This window comes from Pseudomonas sp. FG35 (assembly GCF_057809295.1).
On sequence record NZ_JBMDJR010000015.1, the window covers coordinates 113,871 to 131,127 of the forward strand.

Annotated in this window: 15 protein-coding genes; 3 read left to right on the forward strand and 12 right to left on the reverse strand. The window is 58.8% G+C overall.

Going from position 1 to position 17,257, the window contains the following annotated elements:
* Positions 1-40: 40 nt before the first annotated feature.
* The 11 genes from ACODTD_RS24635 to ACODTD_RS24685 form a co-directional block, all read right to left on the reverse strand.
* The gene (locus tag ACODTD_RS24635; RefSeq protein ID WP_007951456.1) at positions 41-715 is read right to left on the reverse strand and encodes a NuoB/complex I 20 kDa subunit family protein; all 675 of its coding nucleotides are present in this window, start codon (positions 713-715) and stop codon (positions 41-43) included.
* A gap of 10 nt (positions 716-725) precedes the next feature.
* Positions 726-1,139, reverse strand: coding sequence for an NADH-quinone oxidoreductase subunit A (locus ACODTD_RS24640; protein ID WP_003223812.1), 414 nt, complete (start codon positions 1,137-1,139; stop codon positions 726-728).
* A 546-nt stretch (positions 1,140-1,685) separates the two neighbouring features.
* Positions 1,686-3,011: an isocitrate lyase gene (gene aceA, locus ACODTD_RS24645; RefSeq protein WP_011334956.1), complete on the reverse strand. Its 1,326-nt coding sequence runs from the start codon at positions 3,009-3,011 to the stop codon at positions 1,686-1,688.
* A 475-nt stretch (positions 3,012-3,486) separates the two neighbouring features.
* On the reverse strand, positions 3,487-4,239 hold the full coding sequence (locus ACODTD_RS24650) for a secretin N-terminal domain-containing protein (RefSeq protein WP_011334955.1): 753 nt from the start codon (positions 4,237-4,239) through the stop codon (positions 3,487-3,489).
* Positions 4,240-4,371: 132 nt separating this feature from the next.
* Positions 4,372-4,797 carry a GNAT family N-acetyltransferase gene (locus ACODTD_RS24655; protein ID WP_007951452.1) on the reverse strand — a complete coding sequence of 142 codons (426 nt, stop codon included), beginning with the start codon at positions 4,795-4,797 and terminating at the stop codon, positions 4,372-4,374.
* Positions 4,790-5,965 carry a ribosomal protein uL16 3-hydroxylase gene (locus ACODTD_RS24660; RefSeq protein WP_221614395.1) on the reverse strand — a complete coding sequence of 392 codons (1,176 nt, stop codon included), beginning with the start codon at positions 5,963-5,965 and terminating at the stop codon, positions 4,790-4,792. The genes ACODTD_RS24655 and ACODTD_RS24660 overlap by 8 nt, the downstream gene beginning before the upstream one ends.
* A gap of 86 nt (positions 5,966-6,051) precedes the next feature.
* Entirely contained in the window at positions 6,052-7,422 is a 1,371-nt protein-coding gene (purB, locus tag ACODTD_RS24665; RefSeq protein WP_221614396.1) for an adenylosuccinate lyase, read from the reverse strand.
* Positions 7,423-7,549: 127 nt separating this feature from the next.
* Complete coding sequence (hflD, locus tag ACODTD_RS24670) at positions 7,550-8,173, reverse strand: high frequency lysogenization protein HflD (protein ID WP_011334953.1); 624 nt, start codon at positions 8,171-8,173, stop codon at positions 7,550-7,552.
* Positions 8,170-9,294 carry a tRNA 2-thiouridine(34) synthase MnmA gene (gene mnmA / locus ACODTD_RS24675; RefSeq protein WP_011334952.1) on the reverse strand — a complete coding sequence of 375 codons (1,125 nt, stop codon included), beginning with the start codon at positions 9,292-9,294 and terminating at the stop codon, positions 8,170-8,172. The genes hflD and mnmA overlap by 4 nt, the downstream gene beginning before the upstream one ends.
* A gap of 59 nt (positions 9,295-9,353) precedes the next feature.
* Positions 9,354-9,800 (reverse strand): NUDIX hydrolase, encoded by a 447-nt coding sequence (locus ACODTD_RS24680; protein WP_285354395.1) that lies wholly within the window; start codon positions 9,798-9,800, stop codon positions 9,354-9,356.
* A gap of 78 nt (positions 9,801-9,878) precedes the next feature.
* Positions 9,879-12,104 carry an NADP-dependent isocitrate dehydrogenase gene (locus ACODTD_RS24685; protein WP_201820108.1) on the reverse strand — a complete coding sequence of 742 codons (2,226 nt, stop codon included), beginning with the start codon at positions 12,102-12,104 and terminating at the stop codon, positions 9,879-9,881.
* A 481-nt stretch (positions 12,105-12,585) separates the two neighbouring features.
* On the opposite strand from ACODTD_RS24685, the gene icd reads away from it, so the two are divergent.
* On the forward strand, positions 12,586-13,842 hold the full coding sequence (gene icd / locus ACODTD_RS24690; protein WP_007951441.1) for an NADP-dependent isocitrate dehydrogenase: 1,257 nt from the start codon (positions 12,586-12,588) through the stop codon (positions 13,840-13,842).
* Positions 13,843-13,921: 79 nt separating this feature from the next.
* Here the strand turns inward: icd and ACODTD_RS24695 are convergent, their stop codons facing one another.
* Positions 13,922-14,203, reverse strand: coding sequence for a cold shock domain-containing protein (locus ACODTD_RS24695; RefSeq protein ID WP_011334949.1), 282 nt, complete (start codon positions 14,201-14,203; stop codon positions 13,922-13,924).
* 224 nt (positions 14,204-14,427) lie between these two features.
* On the opposite strand from ACODTD_RS24695, the gene clpS reads away from it, so the two are divergent.
* On the forward strand, positions 14,428-14,811 hold the full coding sequence (gene clpS / locus ACODTD_RS24700; RefSeq protein ID WP_011334948.1) for an ATP-dependent Clp protease adapter ClpS: 384 nt from the start codon (positions 14,428-14,430) through the stop codon (positions 14,809-14,811).
* 30 nt (positions 14,812-14,841) lie between these two features.
* Positions 14,842-17,112, forward strand: coding sequence for an ATP-dependent Clp protease ATP-binding subunit ClpA (clpA, locus tag ACODTD_RS24705; RefSeq protein WP_007951436.1), 2,271 nt, complete (start codon positions 14,842-14,844; stop codon positions 17,110-17,112).
* Positions 17,113-17,257: the final 145 nt, after the last annotated feature.

Here is a 17,257-nt window from a genome sequence, read left to right on the forward strand (position 1 = left end):
AGAATGAAGCCAGCTTCTCGTTTCTTTGAAACAGACTGGATCAGACTTCGTCAGGGCTGCGCAGGTTGGTGACTGCGATTCGCTGTTCGCGGCGCTGTTCCTTCTGCGAAGGCATGTCGGCGCGATAAACGCCTTGATCGCCAACGACCCAGGACAGTGGGCGACGCTCCTGGCCAATGGATTCCTGCAACAGCATCAAACCTTGCAGAAATGCTTCTGGACGGGGCGGGCAGCCAGGTACGTAGACGTCAACGGGCAGGAACTTGTCCACCCCCTGAACCACGGAGTAGATGTCGTACATGCCGCCGGAGTTGGCGCACGAACCCATGGAGATAACCCATTTCGGCTCGAGCATCTGCTCGTACAGGCGCTGAATGATCGGCGCCATCTTGATGAAGCAGGTCCCGGCGATAACCATGAAATCAGCCTGACGCGGTGAAGCCCGGATAACTTCGGCGCCGAAGCGCGCGATGTCGTGGGGCGCCGTGAAGGCGGTGGTCATTTCCACGTAGCAGCACGACAGACCGAAGTTGTACGGCCACAGGGAGTTCTTACGTCCCCAGTTGACCGCGCCACTCAGCACGTCTTCCAGCTTGCCCATGAAAATGTTTTTGTGGACTTGATCTTCTAACGGATCGGAAACGGTTTCCCGCTGGCCGATCGGATACTGCTCGTTAGGAGCATCGGGGTCGATTCTGGTGAGATTGTATTGCATTGCCAAAGCCTCATTGTTTCAGCTTCGCCTGCCGCTTGCGACGAGCTTCCGGAGCCCAGTCAAGGGCGCCCACTCGGAACAGGTAGACAAGACCTGCCAACAGAATTGCTATGAAAACGAGAGCTTCGACGAATCCGGTCCAGCCGCTTTCGCGGACGGACACAGACCATGCAAAGAGAAAGAGGGCTTCGATATCGAAGATCACGAACAGCATCGCGACCAGATAGAATTTGGCTGAGAGCCGCAAGCGGGCGCCACCGGTAGGTAGCATGCCGGACTCGAACGGTTCGTTTTTGCTGCGGCCCCAGGCTTTTGACCCGAGGAGGCTGGAGACGCCGAGCATGAAGGCACACAGGCCGACTACACCCAGAAGGAAAATGGCAAAGCCCCAGTTGTGGGCCATGAGTCCTGTCGCTTCGGGCATGCTGGAAATCCTTAACAGAGAGCAAAGGTCTCTGAGCTTGATAAAGAAATAAGGCAGTGACGATATGTCGCAGCAATCAATCGCGCTGATTTTATGGCTAAACACCCGGCAAGTAAAATTCCTATAGCGAAATTATTTATTGGAATAAGGACATAGCGCACCTCGAAGGGCCCGCAGCCCATGCGCTGCGGGCATTAGCCGGGATTTCACGAATTATGTTTTGTAGGAAATGTAACGAACATAGTTGTCGCTAAATGATAATTGATATCGTTTGGAGTGATTGGGTAACTGTTTAACGGGTCAGTAGTCGGGAAGTTGTCTTATATCCGCGTTACTGCAAGTAGCGGCGGCGCCCGTTTTAACCGGTTTTTCCGATGCGGATACCGCTCTGGATCAATGTTTTGCCTGACAGGCTGTGCCATTTCCTGAGGTGCCCGGAAAAGCGCAGGCAAAAAAACGCCCCGAACCAGTCGGGGCGTCAGTTTTTCGGCAGTGCGGTTAGCTTTCTATACGGTCCGCAAAGGCCGTTCGCTCAGGCGAAGTCGATCAGTGGAACTGTTCTTCTTCGGTCGAGCCGGTCAACGCGGTCACCGAGGACGTGCCGCCCTGGATCACGGTGGTCATGTCGTCGAAGTAGCCAGTGCCCACTTCCTGCTGGTGAGCCACGAAGGTGTAGCCCTTGGCGGCGTCAGCGAATTCCTGCTCTTGCAGCTTCACGTAGGCAGTCATGTCGTTGCGGGCGTAGTCGTGCGCCAGGTTGAACATGCTGTGCCACATGTTATGAATGCCGGCCAGGGTGATGAACTGGTGCTTGTAACCCATGGCGGACAGTTCGCGCTGGAACTTGGCGATGGTCGCGTCGTCCAGGTTTTTCTTCCAGTTGAAGGAAGGCGAGCAGTTGTAAGAGAGGATCTGGTCCGGGTATTCCTTCTTGATCGCTTCAGCGAAGCGACGGGCTTCGTCCAGGTCTGGTTTGGCGGTTTCGCACCAGATCAGGTCGGCGTACGGCGCGTAGGCCAGGCCACGGGCGATTGCCTGATCCAGACCTGCACGAACCTTGTAGAAACCTTCCTGGGTACGGGTGCCAGTCACGAACGGCTGGTCGTACGGGTCGCAGTCGGAAGTCAGCAGGTCGGCAGCGTTGGCGTCGGTACGGGCCAGGATGATGGTCGGTACGCCGGCAACGTCGGCAGCCAGACGAGCTGCGGTCAGCTTCTGCACGGCTTCCTGGGTTGGAACCAGCACCTTGCCGCCCATGTGGCCGCATTTCTTCACGGAAGCCAGCTGGTCTTCGAAGTGAACGCCGGCGGCGCCTGCTTCGATCATGCTTTTCATCAGCTCGTAGGCGTTCAGTACGCCGCCGAAACCGGCTTCAGCGTCAGCCACGATTGGCGCGAAGTAGTCGATGTAGCCTTCGTCGCCCGGGTTCTTGCCGGCTTTCCACTGGATCTGGTCGGCACGACGGAACGAGTTGTTGATGCGCTTGACCACGGTCGGAACCGAATCCACCGGGTACAGCGACTGGTCCGGGTACATCGATTCAGCGGAGTTGTTGTCCGCAGCGACTTGCCAGCCCGACAGGTAGATCGCCTGGATACCGGCTTTGACCTGCTGCACAGCCTGGCCGCCGGTCAGGGCGCCCATGCAGTTGACGAAGTCTTTCTCTGGGCGGAAGGACGGCTTGGCACCCTGGGTGACCAGGTTCCACAGTTTTTCGGCGCCCATTTTTGCAAAGGTGTGCTCTGGTTGAACCGAGCCACGCAGACGGACGACGTCAGCAGCGGAGTAATTGCGAGTCACGCCTTTCCAGCGCGGGTTTTCAGCCCAGTCTTTTTCAAGGGCTGCAATTTGCTGTTCGCGTGTCAGTGCCATGGAGATAAACCTCGTCGCGTCTTTATGAAAAGTTGTTCTGCGGTGGAAAATTCCTTGCGCTCGCTGACCAGAAGCTTAGGTGTCAGGTCGGGTTCGGCGGGGCAGGCGACGGGATGAACGATGGGCTCGAGGGGAAGTGAGCAGGTAAAGGCGAACTGGCGGGCGCATTCAGGCGTCGTGGGCCTTTATACGAACTACAGTGTAAAGCCGGGTTACCTAATTACGCTTCCGTCCCTCGGGACAACTTCGTTCCAGTCGGCAACCTCGTCAAACACACCTTGTGGGCGGTACAGACACGAAACGGCTCGCGGGGATGGTTGCGAGCAGCGCTTCGAAGGCCCTTGCCAGGGCCTCTGATTAGCGGGAGCGAGGCCATCATGCCTTCGCTTTTTTGGCTCGTCAAACGTTTTGTAGTGCTTTTTTTCAAGCACTACATCTTTCGTCTAATACGACTAATCAGTCAGTTTTCGGTGCTTTAGTCCAACGTGTCGACTTTCACCCGCAACGTCATGTCATCCCGGCCTTGAGTCGAGTAGCTGCGGGCCAGGCCCTGTTTGTCGGCTTGTGTCTGGCGATTCACGCCGGCGAGGGTGATCCATTCGCCCAGGCGTCCGGTGACAGTTGTGTCGGTGCTTTGCACGTTCACTACATCGGGACGTTCCTGGCTCATGCGGTCACGGTTGGTACTGATGGCCAGGTGAACGGTTTCGCCGGTGACGCTGGCGGTGACGTAAAAACCCTGGGTGACGTTGCGATATTGCGTCTGGCTGCTGTAATCGCCGTAGGAGTTGGTCTGGCTGCTGGTGATCGGCACGCTCTGGCCGACCTGGATCAGTGCCGGAGCACCTTCGCTGGCCTGGATTTGCTGAATGCCGCCGTCACGGCTGGCGGTGCTGCGGCTGATGATGCGGGTTTGCGCGCCGTTCACCGAATAGCCTTCATCGCCACGACCGTTGTTTTCGTTGGTGTCGACTGTGATCAGCAGGCGCTTGGGCGCGGTGTCGAGTTGCGAGAGCAGGTCCTTGAGTTCTTGAATCTTGCCGGGCTCGGCCTTGACGATCAGTTGGTTGCCATAGGCGCTGACCTGGCCGTCCTTGCCGATAAAGTCCTGAGCCACCGGCAGCATGTCGGCACTGGTGTGGTACTTGAGGGGCACGATTTCTGTGGCTGCCATCACCGAAAAACTGCAGCCGAGCAGCAGGGTGGTGAGCAGGGTGCGTAGGGACATGTCCGTTATCTCCGCTTTCGAAAGGCTTGATATTGCCAGTTTGTCGGCCCGGGGTGGGGCAAGTTGAATCGTAGACAGCAAAACGCCCCGGCATCGTGAGATGGCGGGGCGTTTTGCGTGTTACGTGATCGTTCAGGCCGAATGACGAACCATATCGACATGCGGAATACCGGCTTCGAGGAATTCCTCGCTGACCAGGTTGAAACCCAGGCGCTCATAGAACGCTGTGGCCTGCACCTGGGCGCTGAGCATCTGCTGTTTAAGGCCGCGTGCTTCCGCTTCGGCAATCACCGCTTGCATCAGCGCATCGCCAACCTTCAAGCCACGCCAGTCCTTCAGCACCGAAACCCGGCCAACATGCCCGTCGGGCAAAAGGCGGGCGGTGCCGATCGGAAAGTCGCCTTCGAAGGCCAGGAAATGCACCGCCGTAGCGTCATCGGCGTCCCACTCAAGCTCGGGTGGAACCGATTGTTCGGCAATGAACACCGTTTCGCGAATGCGGCGGATCTCGGCGTTGTCCTTTTGCCAGTCTGCAACACGTACGCGAATCTTATTCATCGTCGGCGAACCCCAGGCTTCCCTGTTTGACCAGTTCGCACAGCAGGCCGCGACCGTCTTCGTCGCTCAGCCAGTCACCGAGGTTGTCGGTGTGCAGGGCGTCGGCGGAGCAGATCAGCTTCAGCAGTTCGCGCAGCTTGCCCGGCAGGTAGCGGCTCTGGCCGCTGGCGAACAGCAGCAGATCGTCATCGACGTCCGACCACGCCAGGCGCGCGCTCGGATTGCGGATCAGGATGGCGCCGTCTTCGAGCGCGCCGAGGAGGTCTTCTTCCTCGACTTCTTCCGGCCCGACCACCAGCTCCGGATAGCGCGGCTCGGTCATGTACTGGCCGAACCAGGTCAGCAGCAGGCGTTCGTCGCTCATGTGCTCGGCGAGCAGCGCTTTCAGGCGGCCGAGGGCATCGTGCTGGATCTGATGTGGATCATCGCTGACCGGCTTGGCGTCGGCATCGGTGTAGCGCTCTTCGTCAGTCAGGAACTGGCTGAGGAAGTCGGTGAAGTGGGTCAGCACTTCTGCGGCGCTTGGTGCGCGGAAACCGACCGAGTAGGTCATGCAGTCGTCGACGGCAACACCGCAGTGGGCCAGGCGCGGTGGCAGGTAGAGCATGTCGCCCGGTTCCAGGACCCACTCTTCAGTCTCGTGGAATTCGGCGAGGATGCGCAGGTCGGCGTGTTGCAGCAGCGGGCTTTCGGAGTCGCACATCTGGCCGATTTTCCAGTTGCGCTTGCCGTGGCCTTGCAGCAGGAACACGTCGTAGTTATCGAAGTGCGGGCCGACGCTGCCACCCGGAGCGGCGAAGCTGATCATCACGTCGTCGACGCGCCAGCTTGGCAGAAAGCGGAAGTTTTCCAGCAGCTCGCTGACTTCCGGCACGAACTGATCAACCGCCTGCACCAGCAGGGTCCACTCGCGTTCCGGCAGTTTGCTGAATTCGTCTTCGGCGAACGGGCCGCGACGCAGTTCCCATGGACGCTCGCCGTGCTCGATCACCAGGCGCGATTCGACTTCTTCTTCCAGGGCCAGGCCGGCGAGTTCGTCGGCGTCGATCGGGCTTTCGAAATCAGGAATCGCCTGGCGGATCAGCAGTGGTTTTTTCTGCCAGTAATCGCGCATGAATTCGCGCGCCGTAAGACCACCCAGAAGTTGAAGAGGAATATCGGAATTCATATGTAACCTATTGAAAAAAAGCATTTTTCAGACGGGAATAAAAACGCCCGGCGCGGCCGGGCGTCTCAAACGGGTCAAGCAGTCGATCAGATGCGTTTGGCTTGCGCTACAGCGTTGCCGATGTAGTTGGCCGGGGTCAGTTGCTTGAGCTCGGCTTTCGCAGCGGCCGGCATGTCCAGGCCATCGATGAAGGTCTGCAGCGCTTCAGGGCTGATGCCCTTGCCGCGCGTCAGTTCTTTCAGCTTCTCGTATGGGTTTTCGATGTTGTAGCGGCGCATCACGGTCTGGATCGGCTCGGCCAGGACTTCCCAGCAAGCGTCCAGATCGGCAGCGATCTTGTCAGCATTCAGTTCGAGCTTGCTGATGCCTTTGAGGCTCGCTTCGTACGCGATCACACTGTGGGCGAAACCCACACCGAGGTTGCGCAGAACGGTGGAGTCAGTCAGATCGCGCTGCCAGCGGGAGATCGGCAGTTTGCTCGCCAGGTGCTGGAACAGCGCGTTGGCGATGCCCAGGTTGCCTTCGGAGTTTTCGAAGTCGATCGGGTTGACCTTGTGCGGCATGGTCGACGAACCGATTTCGCCGGCGATGGTGCGCTGTTTGAAGTAACCCAGGGAGATGTAGCCCCAGATGTCACGGTCAAAGTCGATCAGGATAGTGTTGAAGCGCGCAATGGCGTCGAACAGCTCGGCTATGTAGTCGTGCGGCTCGATCTGCGTGGTGTACGGGTTGAAGCCCAGACCCAGCTCGTCTTCGATGAAGGCGCGGGCGTTGGCTTCCCAGTCGATCTGCGGGTAGGCCGACAGGTGAGCGTTGTAGTTGCCGACAGCGCCGTTGATCTTGCCCAGCAGCGGAACGGCAGCGACCTGAGCGATCTGACGCTCGAGACGGTAAACCACGTTCGCCAGCTCTTTACCCAGGGTGGTCGGCGAAGCCGGCTGACCATGGGTGCGCGACAGCATCGGTACGTCGGCGAAGCGGATGGCCAGTTCGCGGATGGCGTTGGCGGTCTGGCGCATCAGCGGCAGCATCACGTCGTCACGGCCTTCGCGCAGCATCAGGGCGTGGGACAGGTTGTTGATGTCCTCGCTGGTGCAGGCGAAGTGGATGAATTCGCTGACCTTGGCCAGCTCCGGCAGCTTGGCTGCCTGCTCTTTGAGCAGGTATTCGATCGCTTTTACGTCGTGGTTGGTGGTGCGCTCGATCTCTTTCACGCGCTCGGCGTGCACCAGCGAGAAGTTCTCGGCCAGTTCATTCAGAACGGCGTTGGCTTCGGCGGAGAAGGCTGGCACTTCCGGGATGCCGGCGTGAGCGGCCAGGCGCTGGAGCCAGCGCACTTCAACCAGAACGCGTGCACGGATCAGACCGTACTCGCTGAAAATTGGGCGCAGGGCCTGGGTTTTGCCGGCGTAGCGGCCGTCAACAGGGGAAACCGCAGTGAGCGAAGAGAGCTGCATGGGGTGTTCTCGGACAGTCGGGCAACGAAATGGGGCGCGTATCATACATGAAAAAATCCGCCGGTCCGTCGCCAACTGACCGGCGTATTACGCGTTACAGACTACAAAGCTTTTGTTGCGCGGTGATTTACTCGCTGCGCATCAACGGATACAGCTCTTTGAGCAATTTGCGCCGGCTGACGACCAGTTGCCAGCGGTGACCGCCGAGCTGGCGCCACAGGCGGGCCGAACGAATGCCGGCGAGCAGCAGGGCGCGGATCTTCGAGGCATTGCTCGGCTGCTGCAGATTGCGCATGTCGCCATGCACCTGAATGCGTTGGCGCAGCGTGCTCAGGGTGTCCTGATACAGCGCACCGCAGGCCGCGATCACGTTTTCGTGGGCCGGGCCGAAGTGCTCGACCTGCGACTGGATCTGCGGCAGGCGTTTGCCGATCACGTCGAGCATGTCGTCGCGCTTGGCCAGTTGTCGCTCAAGACCAAGCATCGACAGGGCGTAACGCAGCGGTTCGCGCTGCAGAGTGCTCGGGTCGCGCTCGAGGGCGCCGATCAGCGCGCGGTAACCCTCGCGCAGGTTGATATCGTCGCCGCCGTAAACATCCAGCGTGTCTTTCGGGTCGCGAACCAGCAGGCTGCCGAGCATGCAGCTCAGGCCGGCCTCGTTGGTCTGACCGGTCTTGGCGATCCGGTCGACCAGCACGGCGGCGAGAAACACGCCGCCCAGAGCGGTCAATTGCTCCTGAGTCGGGCTCATGCCTGGCCGCTCCAAGGCTCGGCGACTTCGATCACGCCGCCACCGAGGCAGATTTCACCGTCATAGAACACCACCGACTGGCCCGGCGTGACCGCGCGTTGCGGCTCGTCGAACACGGCGCGATAGCCGGTGTCGGTTTTCTCAAGGGTGCAGGCCTGATCGCTCTGGCGATAACGGACTTTGGCGGTCAGACGCAGCGGCTGGCTCAGATCGATCGGATTGACCCAATAGATTTCCGAAGCGAGCAGGGCGCTGGAGAACAGCCACGGATGGTTGTTGCCCTGACCGACGATCAGCTCGTTGGTGTCCAGATCCTTGCGCAGCACGTACCACGGCTCGTCGCCGGCGTCTTTCAGGCCACCGATGCCCAGGCCCTGACGCTGGCCGATAGTGTGGTACATCAAACCGTGGTGACGGCCGATGACTTCGCCTTCGGTGGTCTTGATCTCGCCCGGTTGTGCCGGCAGGTATTGCTTGAGGAAATCGCTGAAGCGACGCTCGCCGATGAAGCAGATCCCGGTGGAATCCTTCTTCTTGGCGGTCGCCAGCTCGTATTTCTCGGCAATTGCACGGACTTCCGGTTTTTCCAGCTCGCCGACCGGGAACAGGGTCTTGGCGATCTGTTCGCCGCCGACAGCGTGCAGGAAGTAGCTCTGATCCTTGTTCGGATCCAGGCCCTTGAGCAGTTCGGTGCGGCCATCGATGTCGCGACGGCGCACGTAGTGACCGGTGGCGATCAGGTCGGCGCCGAGCATCATGGCGTAGTCGAGGAACGCCTTGAACTTGATCTCGCGGTTGCACAGGATGTCCGGGTTCGGCGTGCGGCCGGCCTTGTATTCGGCCAGGAAGTGCTCGAACACATTGTCCCAGTACTCGGCGGCGAAGTTGGCGGTGTGCAGTTTGATGCCGATCTTGTCGCACACGGCCTGGGCATCCGCCAGGTCGTCCATGGCGGTGCAGTATTCCGTTCCGTCGTCTTCTTCCCAGTTCTTCATGAACAGGCCTTCCACTTCATAGCCCTGCTCGATCAGCAGGAGAGCGGAAACGGAAGAGTCCACGCCGCCGGACATGCCGACAATGACGCGCTTCTTGGATGTGTCAGAAGGGGCTGGATCACGCATAGGGATTCAATGAGTGTCTTGAAAAAGGACGCGATTCTATCAGGCTCACGGCCTCAAGGCTAAAGGGAAGGGCGGATCAGTTCGAGGCCGAAGCGATTGCCGGCCAGATAATCGTCGATGCAACGGATGATCAGCTCGCTGCGCCAATTATCGCGCTGGGCCAATAATTCGTCGCGGGTCAGCCACTTGGCGCCGACGATGCCGTCGTCCAGTGGGTAATCCGGGTGATGTTTCACGGCTTTGGCGCTGAAGCACACGCGCTGGTAAGTCACGCCGTTGCTCGGGGCGGTATACAGATAAATGCCGACCACGGCGGTGGGCTCGACGTCCCAGCCGGTTTCTTCGAGGGTTTCGCGTACGGCGGCTTCGATCAGGGTTTCGTCCGGATCCAGATGGCCGGCCGGCTGATTGAGTACGTTACGGCCAGCCTTGTGTTCCTCGACCATCAGGAAACGGCCGTTGTCCTCGACGATGGTGGCGACGGTGATGTGGGGGAGCCATTGCATTGATTGAATCTCCTGGGCGAAAGGCAGAAACACAAACCCCGGCGCATGGCCGGGGTTTGTGATGTTCCCTTTACAACCTTATACCAGCGCAGCAATCGCCGCGTTGAGGGTTGCGCTTGGGCGCATGGCCTTGCTGATCAGCTCGGCGTCGGCGTGGTAGTAACCGCCGATGTCCACTGGCTTGCCTTGAACGGCGTTGAGCTCGGCGACGATGGTCGCTTCGTTCTCGGTCAGGGTTTTGGCCAGAGTCGCGAACTGCGCTTGCAGTGCAGCGTCTTCAGTCTGGGCGGCCAGAGCTTGTGCCCAGTACATCGCCAGGTAGAAGTGGCTGCCGCGGTTGTCGATGTTGCCGACTTTGCGCGATGGCGACTTGTTGTTGTCGAGGAACTGGCCGGTGGCCTGATCCAGGGTCTTGGACAGAACCAGCGCTTTCGGGTTGTTGTAGTTAACACCCAGGTGCTCGAGAGAAGCGGCCAGGGCCAGGAATTCACCCAGCGAATCCCAGCGCAGGAAGTTCTCTTCGACCAGTTGCTGCACGTGCTTCGGAGCCGAACCGCCGGCGCCGGTTTCGAACAGGCCACCGCCGTTCATCAGCGGCACGATCGACAGCATCTTGGCGCTGGTGCCCAGTTCCATGATCGGGAACAGGTCGGTCAGGTAGTCGCGCAGTACGTTGCCGGTCACCGAAATGGTGTCCTTGCCTTCGCGGGTGCGCTGCAGGGTGTATTTCATGGCATCGACCGGCGCCATGATCTGGATGTCCAGACCGGCGGTGTCGTGATCCTTCAGGTAAGCCTGAACCTTCTCGATCACCACGCCGTCGTGGGCGCGCATCGGGTCCAGCCAGAAAATGGCTGGAGTTGCGCTTGCGCGAGCACGGTTGACGGCCAGTTTGACCCAGTCCTGGATCGGCGCGTCTTTGGTCTGGCACATGCGGAAGATGTCGCCGGCTTCAACAGCCTGTTCCATCAGCAGGGTGCCTTTGCTGTCGGTCACGCGTACCACGCCGTCAGCCTTGATCTGGAAGGTCTTGTCGTGGGAGCCGTACTCTTCAGCCTTTTTAGCCATCAGGCCAACGTTTGGCACGCTGCCCATGGTGGTCGGATCGAAAGCGCCATTGGCTTTGCAATCTTCGATCACGGCCTGGTAGATGGTGGCGTAGCAGCGATCCGGGATCACAGCCTTGGTGTCGTGCAACTGGCCGTCAGTGCCCCACATCTTGCCGGAGTCACGGATCATGGCCGGCATCGAGGCGTCGACGATAACGTCGCTCGGCACGTGCAGGTTGGTGATGCCTTTGTCGGAGTTGACCATCGCCAGCGACGGACGAACGGCGTAGACCGCTTGAATGTCAGCTTCGATCTGGGCTTGCTGCTCGGCCGGCAGGGATTTGATGCGGGCGTACAGGTCGCCGATGCCGTTGTTCAGGTTGAAGCCGATTTCGGCCAGCACGTCGGCGTGCTTGGTCAGGGCGTCCTTGTAGAACTCGGCAACGATCTGACCAAACATGATCGGGTCGGAGACCTTCATCATGGTGGCTTTCAGGTGAACCGACAGCAGCACGCCTTGCTGCTTGGCGCTGTCGATTTCGGCGGCGATGAACGCGCGCAGGGCCTTTTTGCTCATCACGGAGCAGTCGAGGATCTCGCCCGCCTGAACGGTGGTCTTTTCTTTCAGGACGGTCGCGGTGCCGTCTTTGGCGATCAGTTCGATCTTCACGGCGTCAGCGGCGTCGATCAGGACAGCTTTTTCGCTGCCATAGAAATCGCCGGTGCTCATGTGAGCGACATGAGACTTGGAGTCTTTGGCCCAGGCGCCCATTTTGTGCGGGTGCTTGCGAGCGTAGTTCTTGACCGACAGCGGCGCACGACGGTCGGAGTTGCCTTCACGCAGAACCGGGTTCACGGCGCTGCCCTTGACCTTGTCGTAACGCGCCTTGGCTTCTTTTTCGGCGTCGTTGGTCACGGATTCCGGGTAGTCCGGCAGGTTGTAGCCCTGGGCTTGCAGTTCTTTGATCGCGGCTTGCAACTGCGGAACCGAAGCGCTGATGTTCGGCAGCTTGATGATGTTGGCTTCAGGCGTAACGGCCAGGTCGCCCAGTTCGGCGAGGTGGTCGGCTACGGCTTTGTCGCCCAGTTGCTCGGGGAAGCTGGCCAGAATACGTGCTGCAAGAGAGATATCGCGGGTTTCCACGGCGATATCGGCCGAGGCGGTGTAAGCCTCGATGATCGGCAGCAGGGAATAGGTGGCGAGGGCTGGAGCTTCGTCGGTGAAGGTATAGATGATCTTCGAGCGGGTGGGCATATTCGGATTAACTCTCTCTTCTTTGCTAAAGCGTGCGCAGAAACTCGAGGGGCGCCGGGTAAGCGCGTTCGTTCAAAGTCATCCATGAACCGAATGTCGAGAATCTTCGCGGTGATGTTGGGTGCATCAGTAGAGCGTCAAGCAGTCGGACTGCGGTAACAACCCGACCAATCAGGCGGAAAGTCTCGTGCTAGAGAGGCCAGCCGTCGTGACCCTGTGGTCAGCGGGCGGCATTATACATAGGTAGCTGGCAATCTGCCGATGGTTCATATGCAACGATTCTCGTCCATTGGTCTAAAGGTCGCAGGGCGGGGTGGGGCGTAGAGTCGCCGTGAATGCTTGAGATTGGCGCTTTTCCCTTTGCTTTCAGGCTTGTACGAAACGAGATGTGGTCGCGCCCGGAACAGAGGGTTTGCGTGTTGATTCAACTGGGTTACGCTCGAACCAAGCCAGATGTTCAATCCAAACAATGGAGTTCAGCATGGGTTACAAGAAGATTCAGGTTCCAGCCGTCGGCGACAAAATCACCGTCAACGCAGACCATTCTCTCAATGTCCCTGATAACCCGATCATTCCCTTCATCGAAGGTGACGGCATTGGCGTCGACGTCAGCCCTGTGATGATCAAAGTGGTTGATGCTGCCGTAGAAAAAGCCTACGGGGGCAAGCGCAAGATTTCCTGGATGGAGGTTTATGCTGGCGAAAAAGCAACTCAGGTCTATGACCAGGACACCTGGCTGCCCCAGGAAACCCTGGACGCGGTCAAGGATTACGTGGTCTCCATCAAAGGCCCGCTGACCACTCCGGTCGGTGGCGGCATCCGTTCCCTCAACGTCGCCCTGCGCCAACAGCTCGATCTCTATGTCTGCCTGCGCCCTGTGGTGTGGTTCGAAGGTGTGCCGAGCCCGGTGAAAAAGCCTGGCGACGTCGACATGGTGATCTTCCGCGAGAACTCCGAAGACATTTATGCCGGTATCGAATGGAAAGCCGGCTCCCCTGAGGCCACCAAGGTCATCAAATTCCTGAAAGAAGAAATGGGCGTCACCAAGATCCGTTTCGACCAGGATTGCGGCATCGGCATCAAGCCGGTTTCCAAAGAAGGCACCAAGCGTCTGGTGCGCAAGGCGCTGCAATACGTGGTGGACAACGACCGCAAGTCGCTGACCATCGTGCACAAGGGCAACATCATGAAATTCACCGAAGGTGCCTTCAAGGACTGGGGCTACGAGGTGGCGAAGGAAGAATTCGGCGCCGAGCTGCTCGATGGCGGCCCATGGATGAAATTCAAGAACCCGAAAACCGGCCGCGAAGTCGTCGTCAAGGACGCCATCGCCGACGCCATGCTCCAGCAGATCCTGCTGCGTCCGGCCGAATACGATGTGATCGCCACCCTCAACCTCAACGGTGACTACCTGTCCGACGCCCTGGCGGCGGAAGTGGGCGGTATCGGTATCGCGCCGGGTGCCAACCTGTCCGACACCGTAGCCATGTTCGAGGCGACCCACGGTACTGCGCCGAAATATGCCGGCAAGGACCAGGTCAACCCGGGTTCGGTGATTTTGTCGGCGGAAATGATGCTGCGCCACCTGGGCTGGACCGAGGCGGCCGACCTGATCATCAAGGGCACCAATGGCGCCATCAAGGCCAAGACCGTGACCTACGACTTCGAACGTCTGATGGAAGGCGCCACACTGGTGTCTTCTTCGGGCTTCGGTGAAGCGCTGATCAAGCACATGTAAGAACGGCAGCTGCAACGAAACCGCCCGGCTCGAGTGATCGAGCCGGGCGGTTTGTTTTCTGGCAGGTGTTCGGGTTGCTTCAGCTGGTCACTGACTGGTGCTGAGTAGCGGCCGAGGCGGCATCTTTTGCGGCTTCGACATTCTGAATTTTTGTGGCATGCAGGCCTTTGGGCCCTTGCACGATCTCGAATTTGACGATTTGCCCGGCTTTGAGGGTTTTGTATCCGTCCATTTCAATGGCGGAATAGTGGGCAAAGAAATCGATCTCCTTGCCGTCCTCGTCCTTCCCCTCGCGGGAGTCGGTATTAATGAAACCGAACCCCTTGGCATTGTTGAACCATTTCACCTTGCCGACAGCCATGCTCAAATCCCTCTGCAACAGTCTCCATCGCTGGAGTATCATCCAATTCATCCGCAGTCGAATCCGTTAAAAAGATTGACTCCGCGGATCTTTTTTCCCCACTGTGGGTTCTATTGGTTGTAACACCGTTTTCCCGATAGTCAAGGTGACCGGGCAGTCGGAGTTGAAAACGTGTCAAGCCGCCCCCACCACTGTATTTGCACAACTGACGAACCTTTCTTTCCATGCATGCAATCAGCCAGATTCGACTAACATTCAATCAGGATCGCCCGCTTCTCCAAAAGGATCTTCCACAGGAGCACGACGACGATTCGGCAGGCGTTGCTGTTCAGGAAGCAAAGCCTGCGTTACAGGCGCCGCCGATGTACAAGGTGGTTTTGTTCAATGATGACTACACACCGATGGATTTCGTCGTCGAAGTGCTCGAGGTGTTTTTTAACCTGAATCGCGAGCTGGCGACCAAGGTCATGCTGGCCGTCCACACAGAAGGGCGGGCAGTATGTGGAGTGTTTACCCGCGACATCGCCGAGACAAAGGCCATGCAGGTCAACCAGTACGCCAGGGAAAGCCAGCATCCGCTACTCTGTGAAATCGAGAAGGACGGTTAATCGCCGACCACTTGGGTATGAGGTGAAGCTATGTTAAACCGCGAGCTCGAAGTCACCCTCAATCTTGCCTTCAAGGAGGCACGTTCGAAACGTCATGAGTTCATGACCGTCGAACACCTGCTGCTGGCCCTATTGGACAATGAGGCTGCCGCCACCGTATTGCGTGCCTGCGGCGCAAACCTCGACAAACTCAAGCACGACCTGCAGGAGTTCATCGACTCCACCACGCCGCTGATCCCTGTCCATGACGAGGATCGCGAAACCCAGCCAACCCTGGGCTTCCAGCGTGTACTGCAACGTGCTGTCTTTCATGTGCAGAGCTCGGGCAAACGCGAAGTAACCGGCGCCAACGTGCTGGTTGCAATCTTCAGTGAGCAAGAGAGTCAGGCGGTGTTCCTGCTGAAACAGCAGAGCGTTGCACGCATTGATGTCGTCAACTATATCGCTCACGGCATTTCCAAAGTGCCGGGGCATGGCGATCACTCTGAAGGTGAACAAGATATGCAGGACGATGAGGGCGGTGAGTCTTCTTCTTCAGGCAATCCGCTGGACGCTTATGCCAGCAATCTCAACGAACTCGCACGCCAGGGCCGGATCGATCCGCTGGTCGGGCGTGAAACGGAAGTCGAGCGTGTCGCGCAGATTCTCGCGCGTCGTCGCAAGAACAATCCGCTGCTGGTGGGCGAGGCGGGCGTGGGTAAAACCGCGATTGCCGAAGGCCTGGCCAAGCGCATTGTCGACAACCAGGTGCCGGACCTGCTGGCCAACAGCGTCGTTTATTCCCTCGATCTGGGCGCTCTGCTCGCGGGCACCAAGTATCGCGGTGACTTCGAGAAGCGCTTCAAGGCGCTGCTCAACGAGCTGAAAAAACGTCCGCAGGCGATCCTGTTCATCGACGAGATCCACACCATTATCGGTGCAGGTGCCGCTTCGGGCGGCGTCATGGATGCCTCGAACCTGCTCAAGCCGCTGCTGTCGTCTGGCGACATTCGCTGCATCGGTTCGACCACGTTCCAGGAATTCCGTGGCATCTTCGAAAAAGACCGCGCCCTGGCGCGTCGCTTCCAGAAGGTCGATGTTGTCGAGCCGTCGGTGGAAGACACCATCGGTATCCTGCGTGGCCTGAAAGGGCGTTTTGAACAGCATCATAATATCGAATACAGCGATGAGTCGCTGCGCGCCGCTGCGGAACTGGCTTCGCGCTACATTAATGACCGGCACATGCCGGACAAGGCCATCGATGTGATCGACGAGGCCGGCGCCTATCAGCGTCTGCAACCGGTCGAGAAGCGTGTGAAACGCATCGAAGTCCCTGAAGTCGAGGACATCGTTGCGAAAATCGCGCGGATTCCGCCGAAGCACGTCACCAGCTCCGACAAGGAACTGCTGCGTAACCTCGAGCGTGACCTGAAGCTGACGGTGTTCGGTCAGGACGCGGCGATCGATTCGCTGTCGACTGCGATCAAACTGTCCCGTGCCGGTCTCAAGTCGCCTGACAAGCCTGTCGGTTCGTTCCTGTTCGCAGGGCCGACCGGTGTCGGTAAAACCGAAGCCGCGCGTCAATTGGCCAAGGCGCTGGGGATCGAACTGGTGCGTTTCGACATGTCCGAGTACATGGAGCGCCACACCGTATCGCGTCTGATCGGTGCGCCTCCGGGTTATGTCGGTTTCGACCAGGGCGGTCTGTTGACCGAAGCGATCACCAAGCAACCGCATTGCGTATTGCTGCTCGATGAAATCGAGAAGGCGCATCCGGAAGTCTTCAACCTGCTGCTGCAGGTGATGGACCACGGCACGCTGACCGACAACAACGGGCGCAAGGCGGACTTCCGCAACGTGATCGTGATCATGACCACCAACGCCGGTGCTGAAACGGCGGCGCGTGCTTCGATCGGTTTCACCCATCAGGACCACTCGTCCGATGCGATGGAAGTGATCAAGAAGAGCTTCACGCCGGAATTCCGCAACCGTCTGGATACCATCATTCAGTTTGGTCGCCTCAGTCATGAGGTCATCAAAAGTGTGGTGGACAAGTTCCTCACCGAACTTCAGGCGCAATTGGAAGACAAGCGTGTGCTTCTGGAGGTTACCGATGCGGCGCGCAGCTGGCTGGCGGCCGGTGGGTACGATTCGGCCATGGGCGCTCGTCCGATGGCGCGTCTGATCCAGGACAAGATCAAGCGTCCGCTGGCGGAGGAGATTCTGTTTGGCGAGCTGGCCGAGCATGGCGGTGTGGTTCATATCGACATCAAGGATGGTGAGCTGACGTTTGACTTCGAGACCACTGCAGAAATGGCCTGACGGCTGGTAAGTGAAAAGGCGCCTTCGGGCGCCTTTTTATTGTCTGTTTGTTTGGTGTGTATATCCGTTGCTGCGGTAACGGCTTCTTGGGGTTCCGCCCTTACGGCGGGTCACTTTTGGCAAACGCCCCAAAAGTAACCAAAAG

Excerpts from the sequence above, each read along its gene's own strand:
- ACODTD_RS24635 (WP_007951456.1), bottom strand. The coding sequence starts at position 715 with ATGCAATACAATCTCACCAGAATCGACCCCGATGCTCCTAACGAGCAG.
- ACODTD_RS24640 (WP_003223812.1), bottom strand. The coding sequence starts at position 1,139 with ATGCCCGAAGCGACAGGACTCATGGCCCACAACTGGGGCTTTGCCATT.
- aceA (WP_011334956.1), bottom strand. The coding sequence starts at position 3,011 with ATGGCACTGACACGCGAACAGCAAATTGCAGCCCTTGAAAAAGACTGG.
- ACODTD_RS24650 (WP_011334955.1), bottom strand. The coding sequence starts at position 4,239 with ATGTCCCTACGCACCCTGCTCACCACCCTGCTGCTCGGCTGCAGTTTT.
- ACODTD_RS24655 (WP_007951452.1), bottom strand. The coding sequence starts at position 4,797 with ATGAATAAGATTCGCGTACGTGTTGCAGACTGGCAAAAGGACAACGCC.
- ACODTD_RS24660 (WP_221614395.1), bottom strand. The coding sequence starts at position 5,965 with ATGAATTCCGATATTCCTCTTCAACTTCTGGGTGGTCTTACGGCGCGC.
- purB (WP_221614396.1), bottom strand. The coding sequence starts at position 7,422 with ATGCAGCTCTCTTCGCTCACTGCGGTTTCCCCTGTTGACGGCCGCTAC.
- hflD (WP_011334953.1), bottom strand. The coding sequence starts at position 8,173 with ATGAGCCCGACTCAGGAGCAATTGACCGCTCTGGGCGGCGTGTTTCTC.
- mnmA (WP_011334952.1), bottom strand. The coding sequence starts at position 9,294 with ATGCGTGATCCAGCCCCTTCTGACACATCCAAGAAGCGCGTCATTGTC.
- ACODTD_RS24680 (WP_285354395.1), bottom strand. The coding sequence starts at position 9,800 with ATGCAATGGCTCCCCCACATCACCGTCGCCACCATCGTCGAGGACAAC.
- ACODTD_RS24685 (WP_201820108.1), bottom strand. The coding sequence starts at position 12,104 with ATGCCCACCCGCTCGAAGATCATCTATACCTTCACCGACGAAGCTCCA.
- icd (WP_007951441.1), top strand. The coding sequence starts at position 12,586 with ATGGGTTACAAGAAGATTCAGGTTCCAGCCGTCGGCGACAAAATCACC.
- ACODTD_RS24695 (WP_011334949.1), bottom strand. The coding sequence starts at position 14,203 with ATGGCTGTCGGCAAGGTGAAATGGTTCAACAATGCCAAGGGGTTCGGT.
- clpS (WP_011334948.1), top strand. The coding sequence starts at position 14,428 with ATGCATGCAATCAGCCAGATTCGACTAACATTCAATCAGGATCGCCCG.
- clpA (WP_007951436.1), top strand. The coding sequence starts at position 14,842 with ATGTTAAACCGCGAGCTCGAAGTCACCCTCAATCTTGCCTTCAAGGAG.